Genomic DNA, 17,246 nt, shown 5'->3' on the forward strand with positions numbered 1-17,246 from the left:
GAAAACTAGCACCGCTAGTCACACCATCGCCCGAGACGTTACGACGCGCCGTCCCGCACGTCCAGTCACGCCGCGCAGGGGTGGTGCCGGGGGACATCAGGCGGAGACGCGGGACTCCACGACTTCCCTGGGCGACGGAAGCTCCACTCCGGCCGGAGGCGCCTCGCACTGCATGACCCGCGGCAACCGCAACGCCATCACCGCTCCCAGCAGCAACAGTCCGGCACTCACCAACAGCGTGACATGCAACCCGTGCACGAAGCTGTCCCTCGCGACCCGCCGCAGCGCGACCCCGACCGGTCCGCCCAACTGCCCGGCGACCTCGTACGCCTCGCCGAGCGAATGCCCCGCCGCGTCCGACGCCGCCGCCGGCACCCCCGGCACGGACTTCAGGCCGGGCGCGTACGCGGCGTTCATCACGCTGCCGAGCAGCGCGATCCCGATCCCCGCCCCCAGCTGGTACGACGTCTCACCGATCGCCGCCGCCCCGCCCGCCTGTTCCGCGGGAGCCTCGCTCAGCATCGACTCGTACGCCGCGAACAAGGTCGTCTCCAGCCCGAAGCCCAGCAGCAGGAACCCGAACAGCAGCAGCCCCGTGTTGTCCGACCCGCTCATCGCGGTGAGCGTCAGCACCGCCACTGCCGTGAGGACGAACCCCCCGCACACCATCCGGCGCGGCCCGAACCGCCGCAGCAGCCGCGCCCCGGCCAGCCCGGCCGCCATCGCGGCGAAGGTCAGGGGCAGCAGTCGCAGGCCCGTCTCCAGCGGAGACAGCCCCAGCACCAGCTGCAGGTACTGCGCCGCGATCAGCTCGAGACCCACCAGCGCCAGCATCGCCAGCACGATGCACCCGACCGACGTACTGAACGTCGGCCGCCCGAACATCCGCAGGTCCACCAGTGGATGCACGCGACGCCGCTGACGGCGGACGAACAGCACGATCAGCACCGCGCCCACCATCAGCGGCACCACGGTGAACGGTCCGAGCTCCCCGCCGCCCAGCCGCTTCACGCCGAGCACGACAGCGAACAGGCCGGCCGCCGCCGTCAGCGCGCCGACCACGTCCCAGGGCCCGTCCGCCGAGCCCCGCGACTCGGGCAGCAGAAGCCGCCCCACGGGGGGGCTGACCAGCATCAGCGGAATGTTGACGAGGAAGACCGAGCCCCACCAGAAGTGCTCGAGCAGAAAGCCGCCGAGGAGCGGGCCGACCGCGGCGCCCACCGCGGCCACGGCACTCCAGATGCCGATCGCGAGCGCCCGCTCACGCCGGTCCGGGAACACCTGGCGCAGGATCGAGAGCGTCGCGGGCATGATCATCGCGCCGCCCACGCCCAGCAGCGCCCGCGCCACGATCAGGCTCTGCGCACTCCCGGCGAACGCCGCCAGCGCCGAGGCGACGCCGAACAGGGCGTAGCCCAGCAGCAGGATCCGTCTGCGGCCCACCTTGTCGCCGAGCGTGCCGAACAGGATCAGCAGCGAGGCGCAGACCAGCGGATAGGTGTCGACGATCCAGAGCAGTTCGATCGCGCCGGGCCGCAGGTCCTCGGTGACGGCGGGCACCGCCACATGCAGCACGGTCGCGTCGACGGCGACGAGCAGCAGGCTGACGCACAGCACCACCAGGACGACCCAGCGGTTGGCACCGGCCCCGGCCGCCCGACGGCGCAGCCCAGCGGCGGCCGTGGTCGTCCCGGACATGTACGTACCTCCCAGGTGATCCCCCGGTTCGGCGGGCTCACGGGGTGGGGACTCCCCGCGGCTCGGCCGGAGAGGAGCGGTGTCTCCGGCCCGCGCAGACGAACACGAGTGGAACGCAGCGTACGCGAGTTCGCGCCGGGGCCACGTGGCGGAACTCTCACCGCTCTGGGCGACTCCTGTGGCGTACGCCACTCCCGCGCCACCTCCGGGCCGCTCCCCGTACCCCTTGCCGTACCCCTCGCCGTGACGTCTCCCGGGCCCTCCCGACCGCCCCGGCGGACCCCGCCGCCGACCGGGCCGTCGATAATCGGGCCCGTGACCGATCTCGAGACCCGCGTGACGCCTGCCGGCTCCGCGCCCCTGCGCCGGGCGGCCCCCGCCCTTCTGGGGTACGCGGCCGTGCGCGCCCTGGGTCTGCTCGCCCTGGTCCTGTGGAGCGCCGCCCGCGACAAGAGCGCGTACACGCTGCTGACCGCTCGCTGGGACGCTCTCTGGTACACCAGGGTCGCCGAGCTGGGATACGGCTACGAGGTCCGTCTGCCGAACGGCGACGTCCACTCCAACCTCGCCTTCTTCCCGCTGCTGCCCTGGCTGGAAAGGCTCCTGCACGCGGTGTCGCCGCTGTCGTACGCGGACGCCGGTTTCGTCGTGGCGCTGCTCGCCTCGCTCGCGGCCGCCTGGGGCGTCTTCGCGGTCGCCGACCACGTGTACGGGCGCCGGGCCGGGGTGTGCGCGGTGCTGGTGTGGGCCGTCCTGCCCGTCGGGATCGTGCAGTCGATGGCGTACAGCGAGTCGCTGTTCACCGCGCTGGCCGCCTGGTCGCTGTACGCGGTGCTCAGCGGCCGGTGGGTGACCGCGGGGGTCCTCGCCTCGCTGGCCGGTCTGACCCGCCCGGTGGGGCTCGCGGTGGCAGCGGCGGTGTGGGCGGCCGCCGTGGCGTCCTTCGTCCGTGCCCCGGGAGTCCCGGCCGCCGACGCCCCTCTCGGTCGCGGAACCGGGGTGGCCGGCGGCGGCGTCGCGCCACGCGCCGCCCTCGGCATGCTCCTCGCCCCCCTCGGCGCCGCCGGATACGTCCTGTGGGCCGGCCACCACACCGGCGGGGGCCCGCTCGGCTACCTCGACGTCCAGGCGGGCTGGCGCAACGGCTTCGACGGCGGCTACGCCTTCGCCCGCTTCGTCGCCGACAAGTTCACGTCATTTCCGTCGGCCCTCGCCGGCCTCGCCCTGATCCTCGGCGTCGGCCTGCTGCTGTGGCTGTACGTCGTCTGTGTGCGGCAGCGCCAGCCGCTTCCGCTGCTGGTGTACGCGGGTGTGGTCGTCGCACTCGCCCTGTGCGCCTCGAGCTACTTCGGCTCCAAGCCGCGCCTGCTGCTGCCCGCCTTCCCGTTGCTGCTGCCGCTCGCCCTCGCGCTGGCCCGGCTGCGGACGTCCCGGTCGGCGCTGGTGGTGGGGTGCCTCGCGGTGGCGTCGGCCGCCTACGGGGCGTGGTGGCTGAACGGCAGCGGTCCTCCGTAGGAGAATCCGGCTTTTCGGTGAACCCTTTCATACGTTCCCTAAAACTATCTCCTGGAATGATCAAAGGAATTGAAGGGAACACTGTTCGACGATTAGCGATTCCACAGGAATTAATGCCCTTCTGAGAGCAATCCCACATCACATCGTCATCACAAACCAGCGGAATCGGCCGGGTCTCGAGCTCACTCGCTGTAACGTCGTTTAGGTGCGTACCGAACAAAACCTCACCCGTCTGGACCGGGTGTTCGCCAGGCTCGACCGGGAGCCGGAACGACCGGCCCACATCGATGTGCCGAAGATGAGCAGGCACCGGGTCGCGCTGTTCCTGGCGACCCTGGCCTTCTATCTGGCGATCGTGTGGCTCGTGGTGATCACCTCGTGGCTGGTCCGCCTCGACTGGCTGGTCATGTTCTTCCGGCCGTACCAGCAGTGGTCCCACATCCACTGGTTCGTCGACTACTACGTGGTCCTCGGCCAGCGTGGTCCGACCGCCGTGATGGTCGCCGCCTGGCTCGGCTGGAGATCCTGGCGCCAGCACACCCTGCGCCCGCTGCTCACGCTCGGCGCCTCGCTGCTGCTGCTGAACCTCACCGTCGGCGCCGCAAAGCTCGGCATGGGCCGGCTCGGACCGCACTACGCGACCACCATCGGCTCCAACGAGATGGGCCTGGGCGGCGATATATTTCCCAGCGGCCATACCGCCAACGCGGTCGTGACCTGGGGAATCCTGGCGTATCTGGCCTCCACCCCGAGGGCCCGCCGCTGGCTGTCCGCGCTCTCCGCGGTGACCTCGCTCGGCGTCGGCCTGGCCACGGTCTACCTCGGCACGCACTGGCTCAGCGACGTGGTGCTCGGCTGGGCCGCGGGTCTGCTGATCCTGCTGGCGCTGCCCTGGTGCGAGCCGCTGATCGCCCGCGCCGAGGTCGCGATCTTCGACCTGCGTGACCGCTGGCGCGACCGCCGCGCCGGTACGGCCCCTGTTCCGGCGCCGGCGCCGGCCGGCCCCGTCGCCGTACCCGTGTCTCTCGCCTCGGGCGCGCCGGCCCAGGAGGAGGCCTCCGCGGCCCGCGAGCCGGCCGCACCGGCCCGTTCGCCGCGCGCGCCGGTCTATCTCACGCCGGGCCCGCACACGACCCGCTCGGAGCGCACCCCGGTCACCCCGGTCGGCAGTCGCCGGCCACCGCACTCCGACCGCCTCCCGCGCGGTACGGCGGCCTCCGCGGCCCGCCCCCTCCCAGGCGGCTGACCTGCCCGGACGGCGGGACCCCGGTACGCACGACCCGGTCCCGCACCCGAAGGCCCCGGTTCCCGAGGACGGGAACCGGGGCCTTCGTCGTGCTCGTCCGGCCCCTTCGGGTTCCTCAGCCCTTCCAGGCGCGCGCCACGACGCCGTCGCTGATCTCGAGGTTCAACCGCCCGAAGCGGTACTCCATGGTGACGATCGTCCCGGGGGCCAGCGCACGCACCGTCGACCACCCCCGGTCACGCGCGAGCCGCTCGGCCCGTGCCGCGTCGAGGCCGACGTATCCGTCCGGATTGTCCTGGGGCTCCGCTGGCGGAGTGGGATTCGGTGCCATACCGCCACGCTAGGCGGCGAGCCCCGCGCCGGGAACCCCGGACGGGCGATACGGATCACTCCGGTCACACTTCTGTCACAGGATCACGACAGGCGTTTCGGCCGCCGTCACATCGGCTTCCGCACAGCGGTCCCCCATACGTACGAGCGGTTCCGTGCGCCTTCCGCGCGAATTCGAACGTAATTCCCGCGTGTCGCCCGGCCGCCCGGAATAAGCCGTCGGAAAGCCCCTGGGGCACCGTCCCGGGACCCCATCGCATTACCGTTCCGGGCGGGATGCGGGAGCTGGCCGCTCATAGGAAATACACGGCTCCCCCACACATCCTCCGTACGCGCCCGGGACGTCGGCGGGCCCGGGACAGGGCGAGCGAAGGGGCGGGCGAGCGACGGGGCGGGCGAGCGACGGGGACGCGGACCGGGGCGGCGGCACGACCGGGGACACCAGGGGATCGTCACCGAGATCGTCCCGGCCCTCAGCCGCAAGCCGATCTTCGGAGTGGGCGACCTCCCGCCCGCCGCCCCGCACGACCTCACGGCGCTGCCGGGGATCCGCCCGGAGTCCCCGGCGTTCGACCTGCGTCGTCAGGAGTGCGCGGCCGAGATCCCGCAGCCCGAGCCAGAGCGCCGTCAAGCCGGTCACGGGCCGTCCTGATCGCCTCGATCAGCTCCACGGGCTCCAGCACCTCGAACTCGAAGCCCGCCATCATCACATGGATCACCATCACGTCGAGGCTCGCGGCCCCGGTGCGCAGCACACAGGCCCGGTCGCCGTCGGGCTCCAGCGTCCCGGCCGAGGGCGAGACGCGTTCGGCGGCCTCGGCCAGGGGCACGAACAGCCGGACGGTGGCGCGGGTGGCGTACGCGCGCGTGGAGACGCCCTGCGAGACGTACGCGGCGAGGTCCTCCGCGGGCGGCTCGCGCGGCGCGAAGTGCGGCCCGTGCGGCGGCCTCGGCGTGAGACGGTCCACGCGGAACGTGCGCCAGCCGGCCCGGTCGAGGTCCCAGGCCACCAGGTACCAGCGTCGCTCGGTGCACACCAGGCGGTGCGGTTCGACGGTGCGGCGGGTCGCCGTGTCGTCGTGCCCCCGGTAGTCGAAGCGCAGGCGTTCGGCGTCCCGGCAGAGGTGGGCCAGCTCGGTGAGGACGGCCGGGTCGACGGCGGAGGCCCGCGGGCCGCGCAGCATCGGGACGGTGTAGGCGTTCAGGGCGCCCACCCGGCGCCGCAGCCGGTGCGGCAATACCTGCTCCAGCTTCGCCAGGGCCCGTACGGAGGTCTCGCCGATGCCCTCGATGCCCTGCCCGGCGGCCGTCCGCAGCCCCACCGCGACGGCGACGGCCTCGTCGTCGTCCAGCAGCAGCGGCGGCAGCTCGGCGCCGGCGCCCAACTGGTAGCCGCCGCCGGTGCCGGGGCTGGCGTTGACCGGGTAGCCCAGCTCCCGCAGCCGGTCCACGTCCCGGCGCACCGTGCGCGCGGTGACGCCCAACCGGTCGGCGAGCTGGGCGCCGGACCACTCGCGGTGGGCCTGGAGAAGGGACAGCAGGCGCAGCAGTCGGGCGGAGGTCTCCAGCATGCGCCCAGTCTGTCTCACGAGGTGGGCGGGCCCCACCCGGCCGTCCCGCCGGATGGGGTCACCGTCTCCCGCGAGCGGGAACGGCTCAGAGCGTGAGGCGCTGTCCGGGCACGATCAGGTCGGGGTCGCCGCCGACGACGGCCTTGTTGGCGGCGTAGACCCGCTGCCAGGTCAGCCCGTGGCGGGACGCGACGGTGCTGAGGGTGTCGCCCGCGCGGACGGTGTAGTCGCCACGGCTCGTACCGCGCGAGGTCCGGCCCGTCGAGCGCTCCGGCGCATTCGGGGAATCCGGCTGCACGGAGTTCGGGCTGCCGGAGTTCGAGCTGCCCGACCTCGGCGAACCCGACTTCGACGAACCGGACTTCGAGGAGTTCGACTCGGCGGAGCCCGACCCGGCCGAGGACGATCCGGAATCCGGTGCGCTGCCGGACGCTCCGGCGCGCGCCGAGCAGGTCGGCCACGCACCCCACCCCTGGGCGTTCTGCACCTTGGTGGCGACGGAGATCTGCTGTGCCTTGCTGGCCTTGTCGGCGGTCGACGCATAGGCGGTGCCGCCGTACGCGCGCCAGGTACCGGCGGAGAACTGGAGCCCGCCGTAGTAGCCGTTGCCGGTGTTGATCGACCAGTTGCCGCCGCTCTCGCACTGGGCGATGCGGTCCCACACCCCGCTGCCGGCCGCCGCCGCGCTGCCGGTCGCGGACAGGAGTCCGAGGGGGGCGAGCAGGATGGCCCCGGCGAGGACCGCCGTCTTGCGCGACGAGGTGCGGGTGTGGATATCGGCACATTCGGACATGTAGATCCCTCTCTACGGACCCGGGCTCCCCCTGGCCCGGCTGTGCGGCCGCGCAGGAACGCGGTCGTCACGCCTGGCCCCGTCCGCCGGCGGTGGTGCTGCGCGATGTTCTGGCTCTGCGCGGCCGGCGGACGTACCCGAGCGGTGCTCGTTGCACACGGCGGAGCAATCTAGGCAGCTGACGGGTCGTAATCAACCAACTCGTCGTTGTCGCAGGCCAGTTCGCTGTTACCGACGGTAGCGGGCTCATCCGGCCGCCCACTTCGCTCCCTCATTGCCTGATTTGTCGACCAGGTTCGGGAGCGGACTGTGAGTCAGCTCACCGGATCAACTTCCGTGACCTCTCCGTTACTTGACATGGAGTGGCATATTCCGCACCCAGCGTGACCGCGCGCGCAGGATGGTTCGATTCCGTTCGCCTTCCAGCGTGACCCCGGCCACAGATCGCCCGTTGTCTTCTTCATGAGCCGGGGACCCACCCGGACCACGAGCCGGGAGCCACCCGCCTCGCCCACGCACCGCATCCGAGGGAGTCACCCGTGCCGCGCATGCTCGACGTCAGCGACGAGGTACGCGCCGAGATCGGCGACGAAGAAGCCGACCGGCTGCTCGCCGGAGACAACGCCCCGGGCAGTTACGACTGCACGTCCTGCCGCACCCCGGGGGACTCCGAGAACGAGCGCACCAGCACCGTCCTGTTCATCGGGGACGAGACCGCCGTCCTCGCCTTCGCCCACTCCACCTGTCTGCCCTCGCAGATCGTCCAGGTCACCGAGGAGCAGCTCCAGGGCGCGGTCCGCTCCATCAGCGGCGACACCGTCGACCTGGACCCCGACAAGGTCGCACCGGAGCAGGCGGTGCTCGGCGTCACCAGCGGGCTCGTCCTGATCGCCGGGGAGTTGCACCCGGCCCTGGTCGTCGAGCCGACCGCGCCCATCGTGCGGCCCGGCACGACCGGCGCCGGCGACGACTTCCTGCCGCTGCTCATCGAGCAGGGCTTCATGCCGCTGTCCGAGCTGACCGAGGTGCCTCCGGTGCAGCACGGCTGGTCGGTGCTGCTGGCGATGGGCCAGCTGCACGCGGTGCTCCAGCCCTCGGCCAACGGCGGGCAGCCGGTCGCCTGGTGGCAGGCCCACCAGCCGTTGCAGGTGACGGAGGGCTGGCGGGCCGCCGCCAACAAGCACCAGCAGGTGCTGATGTTCGCGGCGCCGGTGGGCTCCATCGGGCGTCAGCCGCGGGAGGACCTGCTGCGGGACGCCCTGGACAAGGCCGCGGGCAACGGGCAGCTGGTCGGGGCGGCACTGCCCCTGGCCGGCACCTGAGCCCGTCCACCGGGCGGGGACTGCGGTCGTACGGCGGCTGGACGGCCGTCCTCGGGCGCAGCCCCGCGCGCGCCCGAGGACGCCCGACCGGCCGCATCTCTTCCCGTGCCGCGTCGTTTGGACATACGTGCACACCTACGACGTTCCCCGCCGCCCGTCCTTCCAGTCGATCCCGTCCGCACGACCGGCCCAGGACGCGTCCGTCGGCCCATCGGCCACGCCGATCTACGACGCGCTCTACGCCGAGTACGTCAAGACGTTCCGTTCGCTGCCGGGCGACCGCAGCGGCGAGGACGAACTGGGGTTCACCGCCTTCGGGAACATCCCGCACCACACGAGCTCCTACCCGGCGCCCCGCCCGGGATCGTTCAGCAGCTCCTACAGCGCCTACAGCGCGGGAGCGCAGAGCGCGCGGGTCGGACAGCAGCAGTCCCAGTGGCAGCGGGTCGGGCAGCTCGGCCAGCAGCCCGCGCCGACCGCGATGCACCACATCCCGGCGGCGCTCCCGCCGGCCCCCCGCAGAACCTTCTGATCACTGATCACGGCTGGAGGGCGGCACCCGTGCGGGTGCCGCCCTCCAGCCGTGTCGCCGTTACTTCTTCTTGTTCGCGCCGCGCTTCTCGCGCACCCGCACCGAGATGTGGATCGGGGTGCCCTCGAAGCCGAACTCCTCGCGCAGCCGGCGCTCGATGAAGCGCCGGTAGCCCGCCTCGATGAAGCCCGAGGCGAAGAGGACGAACCTCGGGGGCTTGGTCCCGGCCTGGGTGCCGAAGAGGATGCGCGGCTGCTTGCCGCCCCGGACCGGGTGCGGGTGGGCGGCGACCAGCTCGCCCAGGAAGGCGTTGAGACGGCCCGTCGGGACACGGGTCTCCCAGCCGGCCAGGGCGGCCTCGATCGCCGGGACCAGCTTCTCCATGTGCCGGCCGGTGCGCGCCGAGACGTTCACCCGGGGCGCCCAGGCGACCTGGGCGAACTCGGTCTCGATCTCCCGCTCCAGGTAGTAGCGGCGCTCCTCGTCGAGGGTGTCCCACTTGTTGTAGGCGATGACGAGGGCGCGGCCCGCGTCGACGGCCATGGTGACGATGCGCTGGTCCTGGACCGAGATGGACTCGGAGGCGTCGATCAGGATGACCGCCACCTCGGCCTTCTCGACGGCGGCCGCGGTACGCAGCGAGGCGTAGTAGTCGGCGCCCTGCTGGAGGTGGACGCGCTTGCGGATGCCCGCCGTGTCGACGAACTTCCAGGTCACGCCGCCGAGTTCGATGAGCTCGTCGACCGGGTCGCGGGTGGTGCCCGCGATCTCGTTGACGACGACGCGGTCCTCGTCGGCGACCTTGTTCAGCAGCGAGGACTTGCCGACGTTCGGGCGGCCGATGAGCGCGATGCGGCGCGGGCCGCCGACCGCGGTGCCGAAGGTCTGCGCGGGGGCCTCCGGCAGCGCCTCCAGGACGGCGTCCAGCATGTCGCCGGTGCCGCGGCCGTGCAGAGCGGAGATCGGGTGCGGCTCGCCGAGGCCCAGGGACCACAGGGCGGCCGCGTCGGCCTCGCCGCTCAGACCGTCGACCTTGTTGGCGGCCAGCACGACGGGCTTGCCCGCCTTGCGCAGCAGCCGTACGACCGCCTCGTCGGTGTCGGTGGCGCCGACCTTGGCGTCGACGACGAAGACGACGGCGTCGGCCGCCTCGATCGCGTACTCGGCCTGCGCGGCCACGGAGGCGTCGATGCCGAGGACGTCCTGCTCCCAGCCGCCGGTGTCGACGAGCTTGAAGCGGCGGCCCGCCCACTCGGCCTCGTAGGTGACGCGGTCGCGGGTGACGCCCGGCTTGTCCTCGACGACGGCCTCGCGGCGGCCGATGATCCGGTTCACGAGCGTCGACTTGCCGACGTTCGGGCGCCCGATGACGGCGAGTACGGGCAGCGGCCCGTGACCGGCGGCCTCGATCGCCCCCTCGACGTCGTCGACGTCGAAGCCCTCGACGGCGGCGAGCTCCATGAACTCCGCGTACTCGGCGTCGCCGAGCGCCCCGTGATCGTGCTCGAAGGCGTCCGAGCCGTCGGGCTGGATGTGGTCGTTCATGAAGTCCGTACCTCGTCGTTCATTCGTGGTGATCGGTGGAGCAGCCGTTTTGTTCGGGTTGATCCACTACTCGGTATTCAGTGTCGCTCAGCGCCCGGTCAGGCGCCTGGCGTTTTCCAGGTGTGCGGCCAGTTGTTTCTGGATGCGCTCGGTGGCCGCGTCCAGCGCCTTGCGGGTCCGCAGTCCGCTGCCGTCGCCCGCGTCGAACGGCTCGCCGAAGACGACGTCGACACGGGAGCGCAGCGGCGGCAGTGCCTTTATCAACCGTCCGCGCCGTTCGGAACTTCCCAGTACAGCGACGGGCACGATCGGGGCCCCGCCGCGCACCGCGAAGTAGGCGAGCCCGGCACGCAGGGCGGCGAAGTCGCCCTCGCCCCGGGTGCCCTCCGGGAAGATCCCGAGGACCCCGCCGCTCTCCAGCACGCCCAGCGCGCGGGTGATCGCCGTCCGGTCGGTGGTGTCACGGTCGACCTTGAGCTGGCCGATGGCGGTCAGGAACGGGTCGAGCGGGCCGATGAACGCTTCCTTCTTGATCAGGAAGTGCGTCGGCCGGGGCGCCACGCCCATCACCATCGGGCCGTCGACGTTGTGCGAGTGGTTGATCGCGAAGATCAGCGGGCCGCTCGCCGGCACCTTCCAGGCGCCCAGCACCCGCGGCCTGAACAGCCCGTACATCAGGCCGACGCCGATGCGCCGCCCGACCTCGGCGCCCTTCTCCGAAGGCAGGGAAGCGGCCGTCACTTCGCGGCCCGCTTCTCCTCGACGAGGGTGACGACACACTCGATGACCTGGGCCAGCGTCAGCTCGGTGGTGTCCACCTCGACGGCGTCGTCCGCCTTGGCGAGCGGGGAGGTCTTGCGGGAGGAGTCTGCCGCGTCCCGCTTGATCAGCGCCTCACGGGTGCTCCGGACGTCGGCGCCCTTGAGCTCGCCGCTGCGCCGGGCGGCACGGGCCTCCGGAGAGGCGGTGAGGAAGATCTTCAGGTCGGCGTCGGGCAGCACGGTCGTACCGATGTCCCGGCCCTCGACGACGATCCCCTGCTCCGTGGAGGCCGCCAGCGTGCGCTGGAGCTCGGTGATCCGGGCCCGCACCTCGGGCACCGCGCTCACCGCGCTGACCTTGGCGGTGACCTCCTGGGTGCGGATCGGACCGGCCACGTCGGTGCCGTCGACGGTGATCGTCGGGGCGGCCGGGTCGGTGCCGGAGAGGATCTCCGGCTTGCCGGCGACGGCGGCGATCGCCGTGGGGTCCTCGATGTCGATCCCGTTGGTCACCATCCACCACGTGATCGCCCGGTACTGGGCGCCGGTGTCCAGGTAGCTCAGTCCCAGCTGGGCGGCCACGGCCCTGGACGTGCTCGACTTGCCGGTGCCCGAGGGGCCGTCGATGGCGACAATCACGGGCTGGGCGGCGCCGTTTTCCACGGGGGGACACCTTCCTGGTACGAGGCGGTGGGTGCGGGACGCGACCGCGCCCCGCACAAGGTTACCGGCCGCGCGTCACTCGTCCGGCCGGTACCCGGTCCGCACCGGGCGCCCGGGCCCGTGGGACGCCCTACTGCCGGATCGCCCAGCCCCTCTCGCGCAGCGCCGAGGAGAGCACCACCGCGGACTTCGGCTCGACCATCAGCTGCACCAGACCCGCCTGCTGTCCGGTCGCGTGCTCGATGCGTACGTCCTCGATGTTGACGCCCGCCTGTCCGGCGTCGGCGAAGATGCGGGCCAGCTGACCCGGCTGGTCGTCGATGAGCACCGCCACCACCTCGTACGCCCGCGGAGCGGCCCCGTGCTTGCCGGGGACGCGGACCCGGCCCGCGTTGCCGCGACGCAGCACGTCCTGGACGCCGTCGGCGCCCTCACGGCGCTTGGCGTCGTCGGAGGACTGCAGGGCGCGCAGGGAGCGGACTGTCCCCTCCAGGTCGGCGGCGACGTCGGTGAGCAGGTCGGCGACCGGCCCCGGGTTCGCGGACAGGATGTCGATCCACATGCCGGGGTCGGAGGCGGCGATCCGGGTGACGTCCCGGATGCCCTGCCCGCACAGCCGTACGGCGGCCTCCTCGGCGTGCTCCAGACGCGCCGCGACCATGCTGGAGAGCAGGTGCGGCATGTGGGAGACCAGCGCCACCGCGCGGTCGTGGGCGTCCGCGTCCATGACCACCGGGACGGCACGGCAGTGCGAGACCAGTTCCAGGGCGAGGTTCAGCACCTCGGTGTCGGTGTCCCGGGTCGGCGTCAGCACCCAGGGACGCCCCTCGAAGAGGTCGCCGGTCGCCGCCAGCGGGCCCGACTTCTCCCGGCCGGACATGGGGTGCGTACCGATGTACGCCGACAGGTCGAGACCGAGGGCCTGAAGCTCACGGCGCGGCCCGCCCTTCACACTGGCCACGTCGAGGTAGCCGCGGGCCACCCCGCGGCGCATCGCGTCGGCGAGCACCGTGGCCACGTGCGCGGGCGGAGCGGCGACGATCGCGAGGTCGACCCGGCCGTCGGGTTCCGTGTCGGAGCCGGCGCCGAGCGCCGCCGCCGTACGCGCCTGTTCCGGGTCGTGGTCGGCGAGGTGGACGACGACGCCCCGCTGGGCGAGGGCCAGCGCGGCGGACGTGCCGATCAGCCCGGTTCCGATGACGAGCGCGGTCCTCACTGGGCGATGTCCCTGCGCAGGGCGGCCGCGGCCCCGAGGTAGACGTGGTTGATGTCGGCGCGCGCCTTGTCGGACTCGACGTGCGCGAGGATGCGCACGACCCGCGGCATGGCGCCCGCGATGTCGAGTTCCTGGGCGCAGATCAGCGGCACGTCGACGATGCCGAGCTTGCGGGCCGCGGCGGCCGGGAAGTCGCTGTGCAGGTCGGGTGTGGCCGTGAACCAGATGCTGATCAGGTCGTCGGCGCCGAGCGAGTTCCGCTCCAGAACGGCGGTGAGCAGGGCTCCGACCTGCTCGTCCATGTGGCCGGCCTCGTCCCGCTCGAGTTGGACGGCTCCCCGGACCGCTCGTACCGCCACGGCGCTGCTCCTTGCTGACGTACCGACTGCCGACTACGGCTCCTGACGCAGCCAGCCTAGTCAGCCCGCGCCGGTCGGGTGCGCGCCGCCCGCGTGCCGAGACGGGAACGCCTCCGTACGCCCTTTACGCCGGGTGCGGCCTGCGCTCTCATGACACTCTGACGGCAGGACACCCACATCGGGGAAGGCCCGACATGAAGCGTCCAGGACCCCTGCTCACCCTTCTCGCGGGACTGGTGCTCGGCCTGTTCCTGCTGACGCTCAACGCGACCACGGGGACGAGGACCGCGTCGTCCTCGTACGAGGAGTCACCGAGCCCGGCCCCCGTCCGGAGCACCGCCTCGGAGGCCGCACCCTCCCGTTCCGCCTCCCCCTCCCCTGTCCCGGCCGCCGACGCCGACTACGCCGGCCGCACGGACGACGACGCGGCGGCGATCGCCGTCTCCGTCCAGGACGGCAGGGCCGTCGCGTACTACTGCGACGGCCGCACCGAGGAGTCCTGGCTCAAGGGCGACGTCGAGGACGACGGCACGCTGCGGCTCACCGGCGAGCACGGCGCGCGGCTGGACGGCACGCTCGACGACGGCAGGCGGGTCGAAGGCACGGTCACCGTGGGCGGCGGGCGGCACGCCTTCTCGGCGGACCGGGCGAAGAAGCCGTCCGGGCTGTGGCGGGCCACCGCCACCGTGCGCTCCGCGAAGATCGACGGCGGCTGGATCGTGCTCCGGGACGGCACCCAGGTCGGCATCCTCACCCGCGACGGCAAGGCCTCCCCCGCGCCCCGCATCGACCCGTCGACCGGCACGGTGACGGTCGACGGACAGCAGCTCACGGCCCGCCCCGCCACCCCCTGACCCCTCCGAGCAGGGAGCCACCATGACCGTCGACCCGAACGCCGCGACACAGAACTTCCCCGGCCCGGAGCCCGTCCGGCACGGCCCTGGCCCGGCCCGCTATCTGGTCCCGGCGCTGGTCGCCGCCGCCGTGGCGGTCGCCCTGGGCGCGTACGGCAAGGTCCACGACCCGGCCGGGACGGCCTTCAACCTGGCCGGCTTCAGCAGCACGGGCGCGGTCAAGTCCTGGCTGGCGACGGCCGCGATGCTCTTCGCGCTGGTCCAGCTCGTCTCGGCGGCGATGCTCTACGGCAGGCTGCCGGGGCCCGCCTGGTCCGGCACGCTGCACCGCTGGTCGGGCCGCGCGGCCTTTCTGACCGCGGTCCCGGTGGCGGTGCACTGCCTGTACGCGCTGGGGTATCAGACATACGAAACGCGCGTGGTGTGGCACTCCCTCCTGGGTTGCTTCTTCTTCGGCGCATTCAGTGCCAAGATGCTGCTGCTCCGTTCGGAGCGACTCCCGGGATGGCTGCTGCCGATCGTCGGCGGGCTCGTCCTCGCCGTACTGACGATCATCTGGCTGACCTCGGCCCTCTGGTTCTTCCGCACTTTCGGAGTGACGACATGACCCTCCCCGCGACACGACGCACGGTCCTCCTGGCGACGGGCGGCGCGGCAGCCGCGCTGGCCACGGGCTGCGGAGAGTACGGCGGCGAGGACGACTCCTCGTCCGAGCAGTCCCCGAACGCCTCCGCCGGCCAGGAGCTGGCGAAGACCACCGACATCCCCGTCGGCGGCGGCAAGATCTTCGCGGAGGAGAAGGTCGTCGTCACCCAGCCGACGAAGGGGGCCTTCAAGGCCTTCTCGGCGATCTGCACGCATCAGGGCTGCACCGTCGGCAGCGTCGCCGACGGCATCATCCACTGCCCCTGTCACAGAAGCGAGTTCCGCGTCGCCGACGGCTCGGTGGCCGGCGGCCCGGCGACGCAGCCGCTGCCCGCGGAGCAGATCACGGTCGAGGGCGGCTCGATCAAGCTGACCTGACCCCGGGGCGGGTCACTGGGCCCGAGCGCGGGTCACTGGTCCCAGAGCGCACCGAGCGTCACGAGCTCACTCTGGTACTCGATCCGGTCCGCCCACGCCGTCGGCCAGGCGTCGGCCCCGGCGTACGCGCCCGCGAACGCGCCCGTCAGACAGGCGATGGAGTCGGAGTCCCCGGAGGAGCAGGCCGCCCGGCGCAGCGCGGTCACCGGCTCGTCCGGGAAGAGCAGGAAGCACAGCAGACCGGTCGCCATCGCTTCCTCGGCGATCCATCCCTCCCCGGTGGCCAGGCACGGGTCGGTCTCGGGCGCGGGGTCGCGCAGCGCCTCCCGGAGACGCTCCAGCGCCCCGAGGCACTCGTCCCAACCGCGCTCGATGAAGTGCTCCGGCGTGGGGTCCTGGCTACGGGTCCACAGGTCGCCGAGCCAGCGGTGGTGATAGCGGGAGCGGTTGTCGACGGCGTAGGCCCTCAGCAGCCCGACCAGTGCCGTCGGTTCGGCGCCCTGGGTGAGCAGCCGTACGGCGTGGGCGGTGAGGTCGGAGGCGGCGAGCGCGGTGGGGTGCCCGTGGGTGAGGGCGGACTGGAGCTGGGCGGCCCCGGCCCGCTGCTCTTCGCTGAGCCCGGGAACGAGGCCGACCGGGGCCACCCGCATGTTGGCCCCACAGCCCTTGGAACCGATCTGACTCGCGTCCCGCCAGCCGCGCTTCTCGTCCTTGAGGAGATTGCACGCGATGAGGCAGGTCCGCCCGGGGGCGCGGTTGTTGTCCGGCGACTGGTACCAGTCCACGAACTCCTCGCGCAGCGGGCGCGCCAGGGACGTCGGCACGAGCAGCCCCCGGTCCATGGCGGTCCGCAGGGCTCGTCCCACGGCGAGGGTCATCTGGGTGTCGTCGGAGACGAACGCGCGCTTCGGCAGCTCCATCCCCCGCCAGGGCCCGCACTTGGCGACGATCGAGGGAACGTCGTTGAACTCGGTCGGAAAACCGAGCGCGTCCCCCAGTGCGAGTCCCAGCAGGGACCCGGTGGCGTGCTTCCTGACGGTGGTCGAGATGGTCATGCGGATCGTCCTTCCCGGGGCGGTCGCAGCAGCGGCGGACGGAGCGCGGTGGCGGCGCCCGCACGGTAGAGGGCGGCAGGCTTGCCACGGCCGCCGGTGAGGCGCGCGCCGCCGGGCACGGGCTCGACGAAGCCCGGGGTGGCGAGCACCTTGCGACGGAAGTTGGGCCGGTCGAGGCCGGTCCCCCACACCGTCTCGTAGACCTGCTGGAGCTCGCCGAGGGTGAACTCGGGCGGGCAGAAGGCCGTGGCGAGGCAGGTGGACTCGAGGTCGGCGCCGACCCGGTCGTGGGCGTCGGCGAGGATCCGGTCGTGATCGAAGGCGAGCGGCTCCACGGCGTCGTACGGCAGCCAGCGCGCCTGGGCCGCGTCGCCGCCGCCCGTCGGCTCGGGGGCGTCGGGCAGCAGCGCGGCGAAGGCGACGGACACCACCCGCATACGGGGGTCGCGGCCGGGTTCGCTGTAGGTGCGCAGCTGCTCGAGGTGCAGCCCGGAGACGTCCTTCAGGCCGGTCTCCTCGGCGAGTTCGCGCCGGGCGGCCGTCTCCGCGGACTCGTCCGGCAGTACGAAGCCCCCCGGCAGTGCCCACCGTCCGGCGTACGGCTCCTGGCCGCGCTCCACGAGCAGGACGTGCAGGCCGCCCCCGCGCAGCGTGAGAACGGCGAGATCGACGGTGACGGCGAAGGGTTCGTGGGCGTACTTGTCGTAACCCCGCACGACGAACACCCCCTTTTAATAGTCACCACGACTATAAAAAGGGGGTG

At 72.4% G+C, this 17,246-nt stretch carries 18 protein-coding genes; 7 read left to right on the forward strand and 11 right to left on the reverse strand.

Annotated elements, in window-relative coordinates; all coding sequences use genetic code 11:
* Positions 1-96 precede the first annotated feature (96 nt).
* Positions 97-1,698: an MFS transporter gene (locus QF030_RS11060; protein WP_307162480.1), complete on the reverse strand. Its 1,602-nt coding sequence runs from the start codon at positions 1,696-1,698 to the stop codon at positions 97-99.
* Positions 1,699-2,013: 315 nt separating this feature from the next.
* Between QF030_RS11060 and QF030_RS11065 the strand changes: the two genes are divergently transcribed.
* Together QF030_RS11065 and QF030_RS11070 are read left to right on the forward strand one after the other, a co-directional pair.
* Positions 2,014-3,213: a hypothetical protein gene (locus tag QF030_RS11065; protein WP_307162481.1), complete on the forward strand. Its 1,200-nt coding sequence runs from the start codon at positions 2,014-2,016 to the stop codon at positions 3,211-3,213.
* Positions 3,214-3,418: 205 nt separating this feature from the next.
* On the forward strand, positions 3,419-4,459 hold the full coding sequence (locus tag QF030_RS11070) for a phosphatase PAP2 family protein (RefSeq protein WP_307162482.1): 1,041 nt from the start codon (positions 3,419-3,421) through the stop codon (positions 4,457-4,459).
* Positions 4,460-4,574: 115 nt separating this feature from the next.
* Here the strand turns inward: QF030_RS11070 and QF030_RS11075 are convergent, their stop codons facing one another.
* The 3 genes from QF030_RS11075 to QF030_RS11085 all read right to left on the reverse strand — a co-directional run bounded on the left by QF030_RS11075 (position 4,575) and on the right by QF030_RS11085 (position 7,153).
* The gene (locus QF030_RS11075) at positions 4,575-4,790 is read right to left on the reverse strand and encodes an I78 family peptidase inhibitor (protein WP_307162483.1); all 216 of its coding nucleotides are present in this window, start codon (positions 4,788-4,790) and stop codon (positions 4,575-4,577) included.
* Between the two features lie 529 nt (positions 4,791-5,319).
* Complete coding sequence (locus QF030_RS11080) at positions 5,320-6,360, reverse strand: helix-turn-helix transcriptional regulator (RefSeq protein WP_307162484.1); 1,041 nt, start codon at positions 6,358-6,360, stop codon at positions 5,320-5,322.
* 85 nt (positions 6,361-6,445) lie between these two features.
* Positions 6,446-7,153 (reverse strand): LysM peptidoglycan-binding domain-containing protein, encoded by a 708-nt coding sequence (locus QF030_RS11085; RefSeq protein ID WP_307162485.1) that lies wholly within the window; start codon positions 7,151-7,153, stop codon positions 6,446-6,448.
* A gap of 539 nt (positions 7,154-7,692) precedes the next feature.
* Between QF030_RS11085 and QF030_RS11090 the strand changes: the two genes are divergently transcribed.
* Together QF030_RS11090 and QF030_RS11095 are read left to right on the forward strand one after the other, a co-directional pair.
* The gene (locus QF030_RS11090) at positions 7,693-8,475 is read left to right on the forward strand and encodes a hypothetical protein (protein ID WP_307162486.1); all 783 of its coding nucleotides are present in this window, start codon (positions 7,693-7,695) and stop codon (positions 8,473-8,475) included.
* 127 nt (positions 8,476-8,602) lie between these two features.
* Positions 8,603-9,007, forward strand: a complete 405-nt coding sequence (locus tag QF030_RS11095; RefSeq protein ID WP_307162487.1) for a hypothetical protein — start codon at positions 8,603-8,605, stop codon at positions 9,005-9,007.
* 60 nt (positions 9,008-9,067) lie between these two features.
* On the opposite strand, the gene der is transcribed toward QF030_RS11095, so the two are convergent.
* The 5 genes from der to aroH form a co-directional block, all read right to left on the reverse strand.
* A complete protein-coding gene (gene der / locus QF030_RS11100; protein ID WP_307162488.1) occupies positions 9,068-10,552 on the reverse strand; it encodes a ribosome biogenesis GTPase Der in 1,485 nt (494 codons plus the stop codon).
* Between the two features lie 87 nt (positions 10,553-10,639).
* Positions 10,640-11,293 carry a lysophospholipid acyltransferase family protein gene (locus QF030_RS11105; RefSeq protein WP_307162489.1) on the reverse strand — a complete coding sequence of 218 codons (654 nt, stop codon included), beginning with the start codon at positions 11,291-11,293 and terminating at the stop codon, positions 10,640-10,642.
* Positions 11,290-11,976 carry a (d)CMP kinase gene (gene cmk / locus QF030_RS11110; RefSeq protein WP_307162490.1) on the reverse strand — a complete coding sequence of 229 codons (687 nt, stop codon included), beginning with the start codon at positions 11,974-11,976 and terminating at the stop codon, positions 11,290-11,292. Before cmk ends, QF030_RS11105 begins: the two co-directional genes overlap by 4 nt.
* A 130-nt stretch (positions 11,977-12,106) precedes the next feature.
* The gene (locus QF030_RS11115; RefSeq protein ID WP_307162491.1) at positions 12,107-13,192 is read right to left on the reverse strand and encodes a prephenate dehydrogenase; all 1,086 of its coding nucleotides are present in this window, start codon (positions 13,190-13,192) and stop codon (positions 12,107-12,109) included.
* Positions 13,189-13,551, reverse strand: coding sequence for a chorismate mutase (aroH, locus tag QF030_RS11120; protein ID WP_020128171.1), 363 nt, complete (start codon positions 13,549-13,551; stop codon positions 13,189-13,191). The genes QF030_RS11115 and aroH overlap by 4 nt, the downstream gene beginning before the upstream one ends.
* A gap of 194 nt (positions 13,552-13,745) precedes the next feature.
* Here aroH and QF030_RS11125 point away from each other — a divergent pair, with 194 nt between their 5' ends.
* From QF030_RS11125 to QF030_RS11135, 3 genes are read left to right on the forward strand one after another with little or no spacing between them, the layout of a single operon-like run.
* Positions 13,746-14,405 (forward strand): hypothetical protein, encoded by a 660-nt coding sequence (locus QF030_RS11125; protein ID WP_307162492.1) that lies wholly within the window; start codon positions 13,746-13,748, stop codon positions 14,403-14,405.
* A 22-nt stretch (positions 14,406-14,427) separates the two neighbouring features.
* Positions 14,428-15,012: a DUF6529 family protein gene (locus QF030_RS11130; RefSeq protein WP_307162493.1), complete on the forward strand. Its 585-nt coding sequence runs from the start codon at positions 14,428-14,430 to the stop codon at positions 15,010-15,012.
* The gene (locus tag QF030_RS11135; protein ID WP_307162494.1) at positions 15,009-15,428 is read left to right on the forward strand and encodes a Rieske (2Fe-2S) protein; all 420 of its coding nucleotides are present in this window, start codon (positions 15,009-15,011) and stop codon (positions 15,426-15,428) included. Before QF030_RS11130 ends, QF030_RS11135 begins: the two co-directional genes overlap by 4 nt.
* Positions 15,429-15,460: 32 nt before the next feature.
* Here QF030_RS11135 and QF030_RS11140 read toward each other — a convergent pair whose 3' ends face one another.
* A complete protein-coding gene (locus QF030_RS11140; protein ID WP_307162495.1) occupies positions 15,461-16,483 on the reverse strand; it encodes an ADP-ribosylglycohydrolase family protein in 1,023 nt (340 codons plus the stop codon).
* A complete protein-coding gene (locus QF030_RS11145) occupies positions 16,480-17,199 on the reverse strand; it encodes an NUDIX hydrolase (RefSeq protein ID WP_307167537.1) in 720 nt (239 codons plus the stop codon). Before QF030_RS11145 ends, QF030_RS11140 begins: the two co-directional genes overlap by 4 nt.
* Positions 17,200-17,246 lie beyond the last annotated feature (47 nt).

The sequence above is a fragment of the Streptomyces rishiriensis genome, assembly GCF_030815485.1.
GTDB lineage: Bacteria > Actinomycetota > Actinomycetes > Streptomycetales > Streptomycetaceae > Streptomyces > Streptomyces rishiriensis_A.

Bases quoted from the DNA above. Each gene is read 5' to 3' on its own strand.
- QF030_RS11060 (WP_307162480.1), bottom strand. From the start codon at position 1,698: ATGTCCGGGACGACCACGGCCGCCGCTGGGCTGCGCCGTCGGGCGGCC.
- QF030_RS11075 (WP_307162483.1), bottom strand. From the start codon at position 4,790: ATGGCACCGAATCCCACTCCGCCAGCGGAGCCCCAGGACAATCCGGAC.
- QF030_RS11080 (WP_307162484.1), bottom strand. From the start codon at position 6,360: ATGCTGGAGACCTCCGCCCGACTGCTGCGCCTGCTGTCCCTTCTCCAG.
- QF030_RS11085 (WP_307162485.1), bottom strand. From the start codon at position 7,153: ATGTCCGAATGTGCCGATATCCACACCCGCACCTCGTCGCGCAAGACG.
- der (WP_307162488.1), bottom strand. From the start codon at position 10,552: ATGAACGACCACATCCAGCCCGACGGCTCGGACGCCTTCGAGCACGAT.
- QF030_RS11125 (WP_307162492.1), top strand. From the start codon at position 13,746: ATGAAGCGTCCAGGACCCCTGCTCACCCTTCTCGCGGGACTGGTGCTC.
- QF030_RS11130 (WP_307162493.1), top strand. From the start codon at position 14,428: ATGACCGTCGACCCGAACGCCGCGACACAGAACTTCCCCGGCCCGGAG.
- QF030_RS11135 (WP_307162494.1), top strand. From the start codon at position 15,009: ATGACCCTCCCCGCGACACGACGCACGGTCCTCCTGGCGACGGGCGGC.
- QF030_RS11140 (WP_307162495.1), bottom strand. From the start codon at position 16,483: ATGACCATCTCGACCACCGTCAGGAAGCACGCCACCGGGTCCCTGCTG.